At 38.4% G+C, this 14,377-nt stretch carries 11 protein-coding genes and 1 other annotated feature; of the genes, 4 read left to right on the top strand and 7 right to left on the bottom strand.

Annotated features, from left to right (window positions below; translation table 11 throughout):
* Window positions 1–28 precede the first annotated feature (28 nt).
* The gene (gene ezrA / locus CRO56_RS12635) at window positions 29–1,717 is read right to left on the bottom strand and encodes a septation ring formation regulator EzrA (protein WP_097158976.1); all 1,689 of its coding nucleotides are present in this window, start codon (window positions 1,715–1,717) and stop codon (window positions 29–31) included.
* Window positions 1,718–1,888: 171 nt separating this feature from the next.
* Here ezrA and hisJ point away from each other — a divergent pair, with 171 nt between their 5' ends.
* The gene (gene hisJ / locus CRO56_RS12630; protein ID WP_097158975.1) at window positions 1,889–2,689 is read left to right on the top strand and encodes a histidinol-phosphatase HisJ; all 801 of its coding nucleotides are present in this window, start codon (window positions 1,889–1,891) and stop codon (window positions 2,687–2,689) included.
* Between the two features lie 7 nt (window positions 2,690–2,696).
* Here hisJ and refZ read toward each other — a convergent pair whose 3' ends face one another.
* Entirely contained in the window at window positions 2,697–3,332 is a 636-nt protein-coding gene (gene refZ / locus CRO56_RS12625) for a forespore capture DNA-binding protein RefZ (RefSeq protein ID WP_097158974.1), read from the bottom strand.
* A gap of 239 nt (window positions 3,333–3,571) precedes the next feature.
* Here refZ and CRO56_RS12620 point away from each other — a divergent pair, with 239 nt between their 5' ends.
* Complete coding sequence (locus tag CRO56_RS12620) at window positions 3,572–4,054, top strand: GAF domain-containing protein (RefSeq protein ID WP_097158973.1); 483 nt, start codon at window positions 3,572–3,574, stop codon at window positions 4,052–4,054.
* A 111-nt stretch (window positions 4,055–4,165) separates the two neighbouring features.
* Here the strand turns inward: CRO56_RS12620 and CRO56_RS12615 are convergent, their stop codons facing one another.
* Complete coding sequence (locus CRO56_RS12615) at window positions 4,166–5,590, bottom strand: GGDEF domain-containing protein (protein WP_097158972.1); 1,425 nt, start codon at window positions 5,588–5,590, stop codon at window positions 4,166–4,168.
* Between the two features lie 399 nt (window positions 5,591–5,989).
* On the opposite strand from CRO56_RS12615, the gene rpsD reads away from it, so the two are divergent.
* Window positions 5,990–6,592, top strand: coding sequence for a 30S ribosomal protein S4 (gene rpsD, locus CRO56_RS12610; RefSeq protein ID WP_097158971.1), 603 nt, complete (start codon window positions 5,990–5,992; stop codon window positions 6,590–6,592).
* A 74-nt stretch (window positions 6,593–6,666) separates the two neighbouring features.
* On the opposite strand, the gene CRO56_RS12605 is transcribed toward rpsD, so the two are convergent.
* The 4 genes from CRO56_RS12605 to tyrS all read right to left on the bottom strand — a co-directional run bounded on the left by CRO56_RS12605 (window position 6,667) and on the right by tyrS (window position 10,487).
* Window positions 6,667–7,146 (bottom strand): GyrI-like domain-containing protein, encoded by a 480-nt coding sequence (locus CRO56_RS12605; RefSeq protein ID WP_097158970.1) that lies wholly within the window; start codon window positions 7,144–7,146, stop codon window positions 6,667–6,669.
* A gap of 88 nt (window positions 7,147–7,234) precedes the next feature.
* On the bottom strand, window positions 7,235–8,245 hold the full coding sequence (locus CRO56_RS12600; protein WP_097158969.1) for a hypothetical protein: 1,011 nt from the start codon (window positions 8,243–8,245) through the stop codon (window positions 7,235–7,237).
* A gap of 15 nt (window positions 8,246–8,260) precedes the next feature.
* Window positions 8,261–9,013 (bottom strand): RNA polymerase sigma factor, encoded by a 753-nt coding sequence (locus tag CRO56_RS12595; RefSeq protein ID WP_097158968.1) that lies wholly within the window; start codon window positions 9,011–9,013, stop codon window positions 8,261–8,263.
* A gap of 211 nt (window positions 9,014–9,224) precedes the next feature.
* On the bottom strand, window positions 9,225–10,487 hold the full coding sequence (tyrS, locus tag CRO56_RS12590; protein WP_097158967.1) for a tyrosine--tRNA ligase: 1,263 nt from the start codon (window positions 10,485–10,487) through the stop codon (window positions 9,225–9,227).
* A gap of 44 nt (window positions 10,488–10,531) precedes the next feature.
* Window positions 10,532–10,744: a binding site (T-box leader), on the bottom strand.
* Between the two features lie 122 nt (window positions 10,745–10,866).
* On the opposite strand from tyrS, the gene CRO56_RS12585 reads away from it, so the two are divergent.
* Window positions 10,867–13,758, top strand: coding sequence for a transglycosylase domain-containing protein (locus tag CRO56_RS12585; RefSeq protein ID WP_097158966.1), 2,892 nt, complete (start codon window positions 10,867–10,869; stop codon window positions 13,756–13,758).
* Window positions 13,759–14,377 lie beyond the last annotated feature (619 nt).

The raw sequence follows: 14,377 nt of genomic DNA, 5'->3' as shown, positions 1-14,377 counted from the left end.
AAAATTGACCTTAATAAGGTCAATTTCATTATTTTTCATTCATCCAAGCTTCCAGCTTTGTTAGTGCGCCTGGCTCTGCCTTTTCAATGGCTGATGCAGCTTCCTCAAGAGCCAGTGAGTATTCATAGTTTCGAAAAGCTTTTTCAGCATTGGATAATTGCTCATAGATCACTTCATCTTGTCTTTTATAGCGATTGCCATATTGGATAATAAATTCAGCCAGCCTTACATTTTCAATCATTTCTTCGGTTTGCTCATATAACTTATCCATCGTGGCTTCAGCTTTTGCTAAATTTGCCTGAACTACTGCAATATTTAATGGTTTTTGATCGAGGCTTTGATAAACATCTGCTATCGCTTGATGAGCATCCTCGAGGAAATATTTAAATTCTTCAGGCAGACCAGGCAAATTACTTTTAGAAATGATACGTCTTACTTCCGTGTTTTTCTTGCGGAGTTCCTGGAGCTTCTCTTTCGCTTCCATTTCATCCTTCCGCAGCATATGCAGCTTCTCAGCAAACATGCTTTGTTCACGCATAATATCGTCTAATTCCTCTGAAATTCTTTCAAGCTCATCTTTTAACAGTGAATAAGCCATACTATGTTCATTGACTTTTTCAATTAGGCTCTTTAATTGCTTATCAAGACCTGCCAGTTTCTTTTCCACCTGTTTAAAGGATTCTAACTCCGACTGGTGAATGTGATACGATTGTTTAACGAAATTCGTTTCTCTTTCTATCCTTTTTCCTTCTGAGATCAGAAGGCTGAGGCGTTCTGCTGCTTGATCCTTTTGTTTCAAAACAAAACCTCGGGCAAGAACCTCTTTTTCTAATACATCATATAGGACTTCTAGATTTTCTCTTAGTTCTGCTTCACCCTCCAGAACTTCGTCAATTTCTGCCTTATAAATATATTCCGTATAGGCTTCTGTTTGCTTTTTAATTCGGTCTACCTCTTTCTCAATTTGCAGATGCTCTAATTCGTAGCCTTGTTCTGCCATTTCCTTATGACCACTCAAAAGTTCAGCAGTCTTTTCAGGTACTTCTTGCGTACAAAAAGTGAGCAATCTAGGAATATGTTCGAGTTTCGTTTCAAAATTCGCAAGCTGATCGATTAAATATAAAATAATTTCTCTTGCTTCTAAAACATTGCCATTTTCGTTAGCAGTCTCAAATGCTTCAAATTGACTTAAAATCTCCTCTAATAATACTTCAAGCCTTACCTCAGCTTTTCCGTATGATAAACGGTTCGTGAGGAGAGTACGTTTTAATTCCCGGTATTTCTCTTTTGCTTCATTTAAATCCTGCTTGTTTTTTTCCTCACTGCCAAGGAGGTCATTTAGTCCTTCAATAATTTTTTCAATCTGTTTCTCAACAAAAGTAAGTTTCTTTTCAATTTCTGCCTGAAGCCCTTTTAATGCTTTGAATTTATATTTTTCCGTATATTCTTCAGCATCAAATAATATTTCTTCCACTTCAGGAAGGTGGTATGTAACGATTTCATCCCATGACTTACGCCACTTTTCAAACATTTCTTCCGTTTGGCCAGTCATGTTTAATTGTTTCACCTTGGAGAGTTCGGTCGGTACTGGCTTATTCATTAACTCCATTTTCCAGGCTTCTAATTTGTCAAGCTCTTTAAATTTTTTCTTCTTAAGTATGTATCCAAACAACGTTATGGCAATTATGAAGACGATGATGCCAATTACGTACTGCATCGTAAGCCCCCTGTTCCAAATGCAAATATATCAGAATTTCTCATTAAAATATCGTGAAGAATCTAATGTTTTTATGATACCATGTAAACGACGATTTTTGTGTATATTTTACAAGGTTTTTCAAAGTTTTTTACAGCAGAGTCGAATTTTGACAATACGGAGGCTTAATCAGTGGAAAAACGAGATGCTCATATCCATACTCCCTATTGCCCACACGGGGCAAAGGATAAATTTGAAGAATATATTGAACAAGCTCTAATAAAAGGTTTTTCCTCAATTACCTTTACTGAACATGCCCCGCTTCCTCACAGCTTTGCCGACCCCACTCCGCTTAAAGACAGCGCGATGAAGGAGGAGGATGTGGAGCCATATATAATAGAAATAAATCGGTTAAAAGAGCAATATAAAAACGAAATCACAATCAAAACTGGCTTTGAAGTGGATTATATCGCAGGCTTTGAAGAAGAGACTCAAGATTTTTTAAACCGATATGGACCCCAATTGGATGACAGCATCCTTTCTGTCCATTTTATAAAATGTCATGATCAATGGCTTTGTATAGATTACAGTCCTGACACCTTTTCAGAAGCGATCAGGTTAACCGGTGGAGCCGATCATGTTTACCAGCTTTATTTTAACCAGGTCCTCAAGTCAATCCGGGCTGATTTGGGTCCTTTCAAGCCGAGAAGAATTGGGCATATTACATTAGCTGCGAAATTCCAAAAAAAATATCCCCCATCACACTCTTTTTCATCTTCCATTACGGAGATTTTAAAAGAAATTAAAGAGAAGAGATATGAATTAGATATGAATACGGCTGGATTACGTAAACCCCTATGCCGTGAAATTTATCCTAGACCAGACATTTTAACAGCAGCTAAACAAATGGGAATCCCCTTAGTTTTTGGTTCAGATGCGCATCACGCCAAAGAACTGGGTGCTGATTATTCGTTGATTCAAGAGTATCTCTAATTCTGTTTTAATTAACAAGCAGCACTTGTTCTTCGCTTATAAATAAATATTGATTAAACCATTCGATAATTTCTTTGGCATATTTGTTTGCAAAATACGTTTCATGAGGATAGATTTGCCAGATTTCAGCCATATACTGTGCATTTAAAAAAGGCATAGTTACCATTGCTTTTATTTGGACCACCAAATAATCAATCGGACGTTTTACGAAAACTCTTTTGCGGTTTCCTGCATCAAATATCTTCATAAATAAAAAGCGCTCTTTCATCAGATAGGTTGATAAGATTTCGCGAACGACTTGAGAATCAATCGAAAGCTCCCGCCATACAAATCTTGTGAGAGATAGATTTTTGCATTGAAATTTTAAAAGTCGTTTAACCAGTTCGTTTAAAACCGTTCTCGGGTCCCTATGCTCAAGCTCTCTTACAGCTTTTTCAATCTCGTTAAGATATGGTTCAAAGAACATAGAAAAGCAATGTTCAAGTAAACCTTGCTTACTGTGAAAATAATAAGATATATGTGCTACATTCACATTTGCCTTTGCCGCTATATCGCGCAGAGAAGTACCTGCATATCCTTTTGTATGAAACAAATAAAGCGCAGAGTCTAAAATTTCTGTTTTCTTATGTGTGGTATAGGACATTTTGATCACTCACATTTCTTTAGAATAGTAAAAAAGACAAATGGACTTTTGCGAAGTTTACACTTTAGACTGGAAGCGGCCAGAAATTCTTTTTAAAGCAAAGGCATCTTGATACCTTTATTACATGGTTTCTTTTTTATAAAACAATTTCCTTTAAAAATTTCTCGACAGTTTCTCTTAAAAATATGGATATTCTGATACAATAGTCTAATATTGAACTAATTTAGAGGTGATTATTGTTGTTTAAAGTCGAAAGTTATTCTAAATCAAAAGAAGAAAACTATTTCTTGCTGATAAAACAATTACGCTCATTACTAGAAGGCGAAACCAATCAGGTGGCGAACTTAAGTAATGCCAGTGCCTTATTAAATCAATTTTTAGACCGCATTAATTGGGTCGGATTTTACATTTTAGATGACAATGGCGAGCTTGTATTAGGTCCATTCCAAGGACTCCCTGCCTGTGTGAGAATTCCGCTTGGTAAAGGAGTCTGCGGAACAGCTGCGGAATCGATGGCGACGATCCGGGTCCCTGATGTCCACCAATTCCCTGGTCACATTGCCTGTGATGCCGCTTCTCGTTCTGAAATTGTCGTCCCAATTTTAAAAGATGGGGAAGTACTGGGTGTGTTAGATATTGATAGCCCTGAATTGAACCGCTTCGATGACACCGATGAAAAAATGCTCGAGGAATTTGTGAAAGTTTTATCTCAATATCTATAACAACAATCATTTGGTATTCAATTTTTGGTTTCCTTATTCCCATCTACTTTCGTCCTTTGGTTCACCTGTTACCAACAAAAAAAGCTGACGGGGGTCAGCTTTTTTTATCGCCTATTCATATCCATGTACAATAATTTTGTTCTTTCCAAGGCTTTTCGCTTTATACAGGGCTTGATCCGCCCATGCAAACAAATTCTTATAAGAAGAACGGTGATCATCGTTTTTCCAATAAGAAACTCCGCAAGAAACCGTAATCGAAGGATTAGTAACAATTGATACCGTCTCAACTAAGCGGCTAGCGACTGATAACCCGGCATCAAGCTCAGTACGAGGCAGATAAATGGCAAGCTCTTCTCCGCCCCATCTGGCTCCAATATCATTTTTTCTAATATTTTGAAGAATATGCTGCCCGACTTGGACAAGTACATTATCTCCTACTTGGTGGCCGTACTGGTCATTAACCTCTTTAAAATTATCTATATCAAGAATAATAAAGGTACCCTCACTATCTTCCCGCATTGATTTTTCAATTTTTTTATTTAAATATCTCCTCGAATAAAGATGGGTAAGAGGGTCTGTCATCGCCATTTTTTCAAGTTCTTCCTTGAGCAGCGCATTGGTGATCACAAGGGAGGAATGAATGATTAAGGTCTCGATATTTTTGAATATTTCCCATTTATACGCGTATTTTTGCGGATGCAGCAAAATGGTATAACCAATTAATTCTTCACCATCAAGAAATGGAAACAGCAAAATGGTACGATATAACGGCTGTTCGATCCCTATTTTTGCTTGTGCATCCCCAATAAAAATAGAAGCTGTCACATTCTTAAAATGCTCCGCCGCATATTGACTATAAAAAGAGGCGTCAGCTGATAAAAAGAAAGGCGTACTTTCTTTAGATAGTTCAAAGGAAAGCTCCTTATTTTTAAAGAAAAATCCAACTTCGGCTGCCTCATATGTATCGTTAAAATGCTCTTTTAAAAGCTTTAAACTCTCTGAAAAGCGCAAACTGGTATTAAGCCTTAAAACAAAATCATTTAGCATCTTTAATTCTTTAATTTTCCGCTTTGATTGCGTGTACAATTTAATTTTTTCAATGCCTTTCCCAGCTTCGTCACATAAAAATTGGAAAATGGCTTTTAATTTGTCGGGCATATAGGCTGTCCGAATTAGCAATACACCATATATCCCCTGTTCGCCTTTAATAGGAATCGCAATTTCTTTTAGGTTATCATCCATCGACGTTTGACTAATCTCTCCTGATGAAAATACCTCTGAAATTCTTTGGGGCGATTGCTGAAAATTAATTTTATGAACAAGCGGATGATCCGCTGCACTTTCTTCTGAAGTCCACACTTCCACAATGGTATTTTGCAAATGGAAACGATTAGAAACATCTAATAGAAAGATGTATAAATCTTGTTCGTTTGCAAAATGGTGGATCAATTTAGTAGACTCAAATAATGGCTTATACCAATTGGCATCTATATTCAATTCAGCGATATCGATATTGTGTTCCATTAAGTCTTTCACATTTCTCACCTATCAATCTATTATCACGTCACCAAAATAACGTTTTATCATTCTTAATACGTTTTCATAGATATTATCGATTAATTTTTTGCTTTTTTTACTTTTCCCTCGTTTTTCTATCTATTTTTATCCAGTTAAAAAAGGCTAAGCTCACTTATTAAATTTTACCATAAACGTACGGTGTTGACTTTGTTAATTGTAGAACATATAATGAAATTTGTGTAAAATATTGCAGCCTATGTGGAATACTTTTATGCTTTATTTTATCGCTTAAGATTCTTAAGTCGTATCATGTAACCCTCTGCTGCTGGGGCGAAGATATGTAGAAGATAAAATGATCGTAAAGTTAAACACATCTGTCCTTATTTTACCTCAAAATAATAATAAGGAGGAGTTTCCATGGCAAGATATACTGGTCCAAGCTGGAAACTATCACGCCGTCTTGGCATTTCACTAAGCGGTACTGGTAAAGAACTTGAAAGACGCCCATATGCACCTGGACAACACGGTCCAAATCAACGTAAGAAATTATCAGAATACGGTCTTCAATTACAAGAAAAGCAAAAGCTTCGTCATATGTACGGTATTAACGAACGTCAATTCCGTAACCTATTTGACAAAGCTGGCAAGCTAGCAGGTAAACACGGTGAGAACTTCATGATTCTTTTAGAATCTCGCCTTGATAACCTCGTTTACCGTCTTGGCCTTGCTCGTACTCGCCGCCAAGCTCGCCAACTTGTAAACCATGGCCACATTGTAGTAGATGGAAGCCGTGTAGATATTCCATCTTACCGTGTACAACCAGGTCAAACCATCTCTGTTCGTGAAAAATCACGTAACCTTGACATCGTCAAAGAAGCAATCGAAGTGAACAACTTTGTTCCTGATTTCTTGACTTTTGATGCTGACAAATTAGAGGGTACTTTCACTCGTTTACCAGAACGTTCTGAACTGCCTGCTGAAATTAACGAGGCTCTAATCGTTGAGTTCTATTCTCGTTAATGATAAAAAACCTGCCTCTTTTGGCAGGTTTTTTTGTTTCTTTTTTGAAAACGAAATACCCTAGGATTGAAGAATTATTTCAAAGCAACATATACATCAATCTCATTTTCATGTTCTTCCGGCTTATACCGTTCATCCCACACCTCAAAATCATACCCAGCCGGACTATAGGAATTTTCTGCCAGCCATTTCCCATATAAATAGTCGTACGTTTTATATAACTCAGCTTCCAATCCTTTATGAGTACAAGTAACATAGTTGTTTTCCGGGACTTGATGAACAATCATCCCATCTGGAACATTGCTTCCATCCTTTACTTTATACCCTATGATCTGAGTAAAGGGATCTACATAAGGATTAAAGTTAAGTTTCATGTCATAAATCTGAATTAATAGGACTTCATCCGCAAGTTTATTGGATATAAGCATTTGATTATCTTTTAAACGATGTAAAGTCTTTTTTCCTAACTCCTGTTCTTCAATTTCTTTTAAATTTGCTTTAAAACTATATCCAACAATAGTGAATGACTGTTGTTTTACTATACTAGCAATCATATGTATACAATCCTCCTTAAAATTTTGATTAAATATCCTGCTTTCTCCTCTCGGCAGATATATTTCTCATAGCCCCTTTTCCTCCTCTTTAATGAATCCATTTTTCAGCGTAATAATTCTTCATAAATTCGTGTAAAATTTCTAGCTGCTTAACCCCTTTTTCTTCTGCTTCTTTTGCTTTTCTCAACAGCTCGATTGCTCGTTCTGCGTACCCCTTATTTAAAGGGTCCCCGCCATGTGGGAAGGGGAAGAGTTCCCGTAATTCAGTAAAAGCTAGGGCGACTTCTTGATAATGCTTTGCAGCCTCACCAGCAAATTTTCGTACTCCTCTTTCGACAATATTGGTTCCATTCCACTTAATAGTCAGGTCATGTAAAAATTTTGCTGCAAATTCCCTAGCATCCGAAACTACCTGGATATTAAAAGCATTGCCGTTTGCATCCGCACATCGTTTTGCCATAACATCTGTCCAAGCATCATACGCTTTTAATCCAATCACAAATTTCCCTTCAAAAATATGCTGCCACTCACGGCCATGAGCATGATCTAAAATAGTATCTAAAGCCATGCGCAACATTTCATATTTTGAGTGTGGAAGACTTTCACCAACCGTAGTCGTATAAAGTACCCCTCTTGCATCCGCAAACTCTTCATAGCTAACTACTCCATCTTTTGATGAATCCTTTGCATGAAACACTTTTTCTTCGTCATCATACCCATAGATGAGTCCGAATTCAGGTATAAATAAATCAAAGACAATGGCTGGAATTCCACGGTCGATCGATTCCTGAATGAGGGCGATTGTGTGTTGGAGCTTATCAGGCGGAACAGGTACTTCTGCATCTCCCAGATTACTTGTAAAACCTAGATTACATAGATTTTTTCGCATTATATAGCCACCCGGTAAGGCGGTTGGACCTGCAGCATTAATTTCTATAGGGTCAATATTGATACGAAATGCGTGCCCGGTTAGTCCCATCACGTCTATTAAGTCTAAATATCTCTTATCGGTATATTTAATTGCGCCATGTATGGCAGCGGCTGCAGATGTCCAGGTTTTAGTCCAATCATCTTTTTTAATTTTTTTTTGTTCAATCATGAATAAATCTCCTTTTTAGATATCCGGCTTAGCTAGTATTTTCCGTTTAGGCTGACCTAAGCTCGATCGCTTTTCTACATATTCACGAATACAAAGACGAATCCTTTCTTTTTGAACTTTTGCTCTCGACCGTGAAATCGTGTTATAAACATTAGCTTTGGATGTTTCAAAAAGCTTTGCGATTTCAATAGGATTTAAATCCTCAAAAAAATAGGCTTCAAAAATTCTCCTTTCGCGCAAGCTTAAACAGTGCAGGAGCGAACGAATGCCCTCGATTACGCTGTAACGCAACATGTATTCTTCTGGGTTTTCTTTTTTGGTTTTCTCTGAGGCTGAATAGGAAAGATAAAAAAGAATGTGGTCAATATCTCCCCAATCTATGTCAGAAGGTGAAGGGTGTTTTGAAGGCTCAATGGATGTAAATGGCTGTTCTTTTTTATAAGGTTGTGAGTTTCTGATTTTCATATAGGCCTGATTACGTACAATTTGCCGTAACCAAGGAGTGAATTTATTTGTGTCTAATAAGGTTCCTAACTTTAAAAAGGCACGAAATAATGCTTCTTGGACGATATCCTCTGCTAAAAAAGAATCTTGTGTGACGGAATATGCCCACCCATGAGCTTTAGCACGATGTCTGCGTACTAGTTCACTAAATGCTTCCTGATCCCCCCTCCTTGCTTTTTCAACAAGTACTTTATTATCTTGTTTTTCTTGAAAAAGAACTGACTCCTCTTTAATTGGAGTGTGGCTGACTAACCCTGATTTCATATATAAAGATACCCCTTTTCTACCCTTCTACAGATAAAGACGCAGCTGGAGTAATATATCTATCATAAATCCTAAATATTTTTAATTTTTTTCCATTATACATAATCCCTTGCAAAAAATGGTTGATTTTGGACAAAAAAACAAGCAGGGAGTCACATTGGGAAAAGTAAAACCCCATCTTCCCTGTATAAAGAGAAATGGGGTAATGCTTTTATCCATTATGTCTGATTAAGAAATACTTCTTCTTCCCTCTTCTGATGATCGTAAATTTGCCTTCAATTTTATCTTCTGCAGTAAGTACATAATCTAACTCTGTCACACGTTCACCATTAATATAAATTGCTCCCGTTTGCACATCCTCTCTCGCCTGCCGCTTAGATGGAGAAATACCCGCTGCAACCAGTAAATCAACAATCCCAGCCTCTTCTCCTGCTTCAAAAGAAGGCACATCTTTAAAGCCCTGCTCAATTTCAGAAGCAGAAAGTCCTTTAATATCTCCGCTGAATAGTGCTTCAGTAATCTTTACTGCCTGTTGGAAAGCTTCTTCCCCATGGACAAGCTTTGTCATTTCTTCAGCTAATGCTTTTTGGGCAGCACGAAGGTGCGGTGCTTCTTCCATTTCTTTTTCAAGCGCTTCGATTTCTTCTTTAGATAGGAAGGTAAAGTATTTTAAGTATTTCACGACATCGCGGTCATCTGTATTGATCCAGAATTGGTAAAACTCATAAGGTGTTGTTTTTTCCGGATCGAGCCAAACCGCACCGCCTTCAGTTTTACCAAATTTCGTACCATCTGCTTTTGTAACTAACGGAACCGTTAGCCCGAATGCTTTTGCGTTTTCATGTGATTTACGGATCAATTCAAGTCCAGAAGTAATATTTCCCCACTGGTCACTTCCTCCGACCTGAAGCCGGCATCCTTCATTTTCATATAGCTTTAAGAAGTCTAATGATTGAAGGATCATGTAACTAAATTCAGTGAAAGAAATTCCTGTTTCAATTCTTGATTGAACCGTTTCCTTGGCCAGCATATAATTGAGTCCAAAATTCTTTCCCACATCTCGAAGAAACGTGATGACATCCATTTGACCGATCCAGTCAAAGTTATTGGCTACCTTTGCCGGGTTAGTTTCTCCTTCAAAATCAAGGAAGCGGGATAGCTGATCTTTAATCTTGTTGCTCCACTCCTGAACAATTTCGGTGGAATTTAATGTTCTTTCCGCTTTTTTTCCGCTTGGGTCGCCAATTAAACCTGTTGCTCCCCCAACCAATGCAATCGGACGATGTCCAGCCTGCTGAAAACGTCTTAAAATCAGGACTGGCAGCAGATGGCCAATATGGAGACTGTCAGCGGTCGGATCAAATCCGCAATATAAACGAATAGATTCCTCATCTAATACCTTTTCTAACCCTTCTTCATCTGTCATTTGATTAATGAGGCCTCTAAATCGTAAATCTTCTAATAAATGGCTCATGCTAATTCTCCTTTTTTATGAAAATAAAAAACCGCCCCTACACATGTAGGGACGGATTATCCGCGGTACCACCCAACTTGAAAGCTTTTGCTTTCCGCTCGTTGTCGTAACGTGACAAACGCCTAGATCACCATGTTGTGATCATCAGTGCTCATGGCCTGTAATTCGTCCTTTTATATGTGCTGATTTGCACCAACCATCAGCTCTCTTTAACTACAGGGATAAAAGAACTACTTGAAACCCTTCACAGCATCGATTTAGATTTTTAATATCTCATTTTTAGCATAACCTTTTCTTTCTTGTCAATCCTTGCTTTAATTATCGTCTTTTTCTTTCTATTTTATGCTATAATGGGGGTGATTTTAGAGGGGGAGAAATTATGGATAAAAATGCATGGAAAGAAAGGCTCCTTTCCATTTACCAGATAGTTTCAAGCGATAAAACAAAAAAAGGAGCACGTATTACTTACGGTGTAGCCTGGAATATTTTATTAGTATTTTTAATTGTAATCGTTTTAGGAACTGCGTTTGCTGGGGGAGTAGGCGCTGGTTATTTTGCTTCTTTAGTTAAGGACGAACCGTTACGTTCTTACGACAGCATGCAAAAAGACATATACAACTACGAAGAGACATCTGAAGTCTATTTTGCGAATAACGTCTATTTAGGGAAACTTCGCTCTGATATTGACCGGGAAGAAGTAAAGCTAGAAGATGTATCAGATTACTTAAAAAATGCACTGATTGCTACAGAAGATGAATATTTTTGGGAGCATCCCGGTGTCGTCCCAAAAGCCATTCTTCGTGCTCTCTATCAGGAGTTTTCCAATTCAGCTTTACAATCTGGGGGGAGTACTTTAACGCAACAGCTCATTAAGAATCAAATTTTAACCAATCAAGTTTCATTTGACCGTAAAGCGAAAGAAATTCTATTAGCACTAAGGCTCGAGAAGTTTTTTACGAAAGAACAAATCTTAGAAGCTTATTTAAATGTATCGCCATTTGGCAGAAACTCTTCAGGCCGAAATATTGCCGGTGTACAAACCGCAGCTAAAGGTATATTTGGGGTAGATGCAGCTGATTTAAGCCTGCCACAGGCAGCTTTCATTGCAGGATTGCCGCAAAGTCCCTTTGCCTATACACCTTTCACCCAAGATGGAACAGTAAAGTCTGCAGAAGGGCTTGCACCTGGAATTGAAAGGATGAAAACGGTCCTAACCCGAATGTATGAAGAAGAGTTTATCTCAAAAGAAGCATATGATCAGGCCATTCAGTACGATATAACGCAGGATTTCATTCCGCCAGAGCCAAGTCCAGTTGAGGAATATCCTTGGTTAACCTTTGAAGTAGAAAAAAGAGCGACTCAGATATTAATGGAAAGTATTGCTAAAGAAGACGGGCTGACAATGGAAGACCTAGCAGCTGATAATGACCTTTATAATGAATACTATGAATTAGCCTATAAAAATTTAAGACAAAATGGATATACGATTCACACAACGATTGATAAAGAGATTTATGACAAAATGCAAGAGGTGACGAGAAACTTTCCATACTACGGAAACGATAAGGCTGAGAAAGATCCTGATACCGGAGAAGTAGTGATGGAGCAGGTAGAAACAGGTGCAGTTTTAATTGAGAACTCTACTGGAAAAATTATCAGCTTTGTCGGCGGGCGCGACCATAGCCGAGAGCAAACCAACCATGCTACAGATGCCACCCGTCAAAACGGGTCAACGATGAAGCCTTTACTTGTTTACGCTCCTGCTTTTGAACTGGGGACTCTCCAGCCTGCATCTATTATTCCGGATGTTAAATTAGTGTTAGATGATGGAACGGGAAAACCTTATGAACCGAAAAATTACAGCAAAGGCTATAATGGATTAACAACGGCCAGATACGCATTAACAAAATCCTTTAACATCCCTGCAGTTAAAGCCTATGTTGATATTCTTCAATACCGTCCTGCTGATTATTTGAAGAAAATGGGCTTTACTTCCCTTTCAGAGGGCGATTACTATAATATAGCCATGGCCTTAGGCGGGATGACTTACGGGGTAACAGTAGAAGAAAATGTCAATGCTTATGCGACTTTTGCTAATGAAGGAAAATTTGTGGATGCCTATATGATCGAAAAAATTGTAAATAAAGATGGAGAAACGATCTATAAGCATGAAAGCAATCCAGTGGATGTATTTAGCCAGCAGACTGCTTACTTAACAATCGATATGATGAGAGATGTTATTTCCCAAGGTACGGCTGCAGGGTTGCCTGGCCGCCTCAGCTTCACTTCTGACTGGGCGGGAAAAACAGGAACATCTCAAAATACAAATGATTCATGGTTTGTCGCTACCAATCCGAATGTAACGTTTGGAGTTTGGATTGGCTATGATACGCCAAAAACGCTAGAACCTAGCTATAAGAGTCTTTCACCGGGTGTCCGTAATATTTATCTGTGGGCTGATTTAATGAATGCGACTTATGAAATCAACCCTGACCTGGTAGCACCAAAAGAGAAATTTGAAATGCCTGGCGGAATTGTACAAAGATCTTATTGTACCGTTTCAGGAATGCTTCCTTCAGAACTCTGTGCTGACTCGGGACTTGTGGCAACGGACATCTTTAATGCCAAATATGTTCCGACTGAGGCAGATAATAGCCTGATTGAGGGTCGCTATGTAACAATCGGCGATAAACGCTATCTCGCTTTAGAAAATACACCTGAAGAATTTACACAGGAAGGTTTATTGTTGAGCCCAGAGTTTATTGAAAAAATGGGCGGGAAAAACCTGTCAGATCCAAAACAATTAATTCCTCAAGGTGATAAGTGGTCTAAAATTCTTGTTCCTGATGATGTGATAGAGGAAAATGGTAAAGTTCCAGCAGCTTTTACAATTTCATCATCTGGCCAAACATTAACCTGGAAAGCTCATGGTGAAAATGATGTTATTGGATATCGAGTTTATCAAAAAACAGGTGAGAGTACATCAGCTGTAATCGGAAATGTTATAGCAGGAAAAGACCTATCCTTCCAAGTCGGAAATGGTCAATTCTATGTGACTGCAGTCGATATTGCCGGACAGGAATCCATGCCTTCTAATGTAATACAAGTAGGTCAGGTACCTGATAGCTTAAACGGAGGAGATACTGAAACCACGACTCCTCCTGGAGATAATCAAGACCCTGGAAATGGAAACGGTAATGGGAAAGGTAAAGGAAAAGGAAATGGCGATACCCCGGGAGATGGGGATGAAGAAACATCGTCAGAAGGCTAGAAGGTATTCTTCTAAATAACAATAAGTGGTTAAAAAAGAGTTCAGCCGCGAGGGCTGAACTCTTTTTTACAGTTGAAGGTGATAGTGTTTTTCATTTTTGGAGGCTCGTTGTCTGGTTTTGAGCGGGATTTTAGTTATTAGAGCAGGAATCTCAAGTTATGGATCGGAATTCGTGTTTTTTGGAGCACGAGCCCGCAGCAATGGAGCAGATTTCCTGCATTTAGGAGCGGAGATCAGGGAGATTGGAGCAGGAAACCAGGGTTTTGAGCAAAAATTTAGATTTTGGAGCGGAACCTCTTAGCTTGAAGCCTGAAAATTTGGGCTTGATCATTAAGTAATGGGCGCGAATCACAATTATTGGGCGGATCCGTGACTTATTTGGGCGAGTTCTCCAATTTATTGGGCGCTCGCCACTAGTTATTGGGCGCTTCTCCCGTTAAATTGGGCAGGAAATTTTGTAATTGGGCCGCCACCACAATATTTGGGCGGGAAACAATGTAATTGGGCGGGTATCCTTAATGATTCTTTAAGATTTGCTTATCACTCCAGATTTTTGTATATTGTTGCCCATTTTTTTACCCTGTAACAAAATAAACGTACATATTATAGAAACAATATC

The sequence above is a fragment of the Bacillus oleivorans genome, assembly GCF_900207585.1.
GTDB classification, from domain to species: domain Bacteria; phylum Bacillota; class Bacilli; order Bacillales; family JC228; genus Bacillus_BF; species Bacillus_BF oleivorans.
Note: the sequence above shows the minus strand (reverse complement) of the source record. Positions and strands in the feature narration are given on the sequence as shown.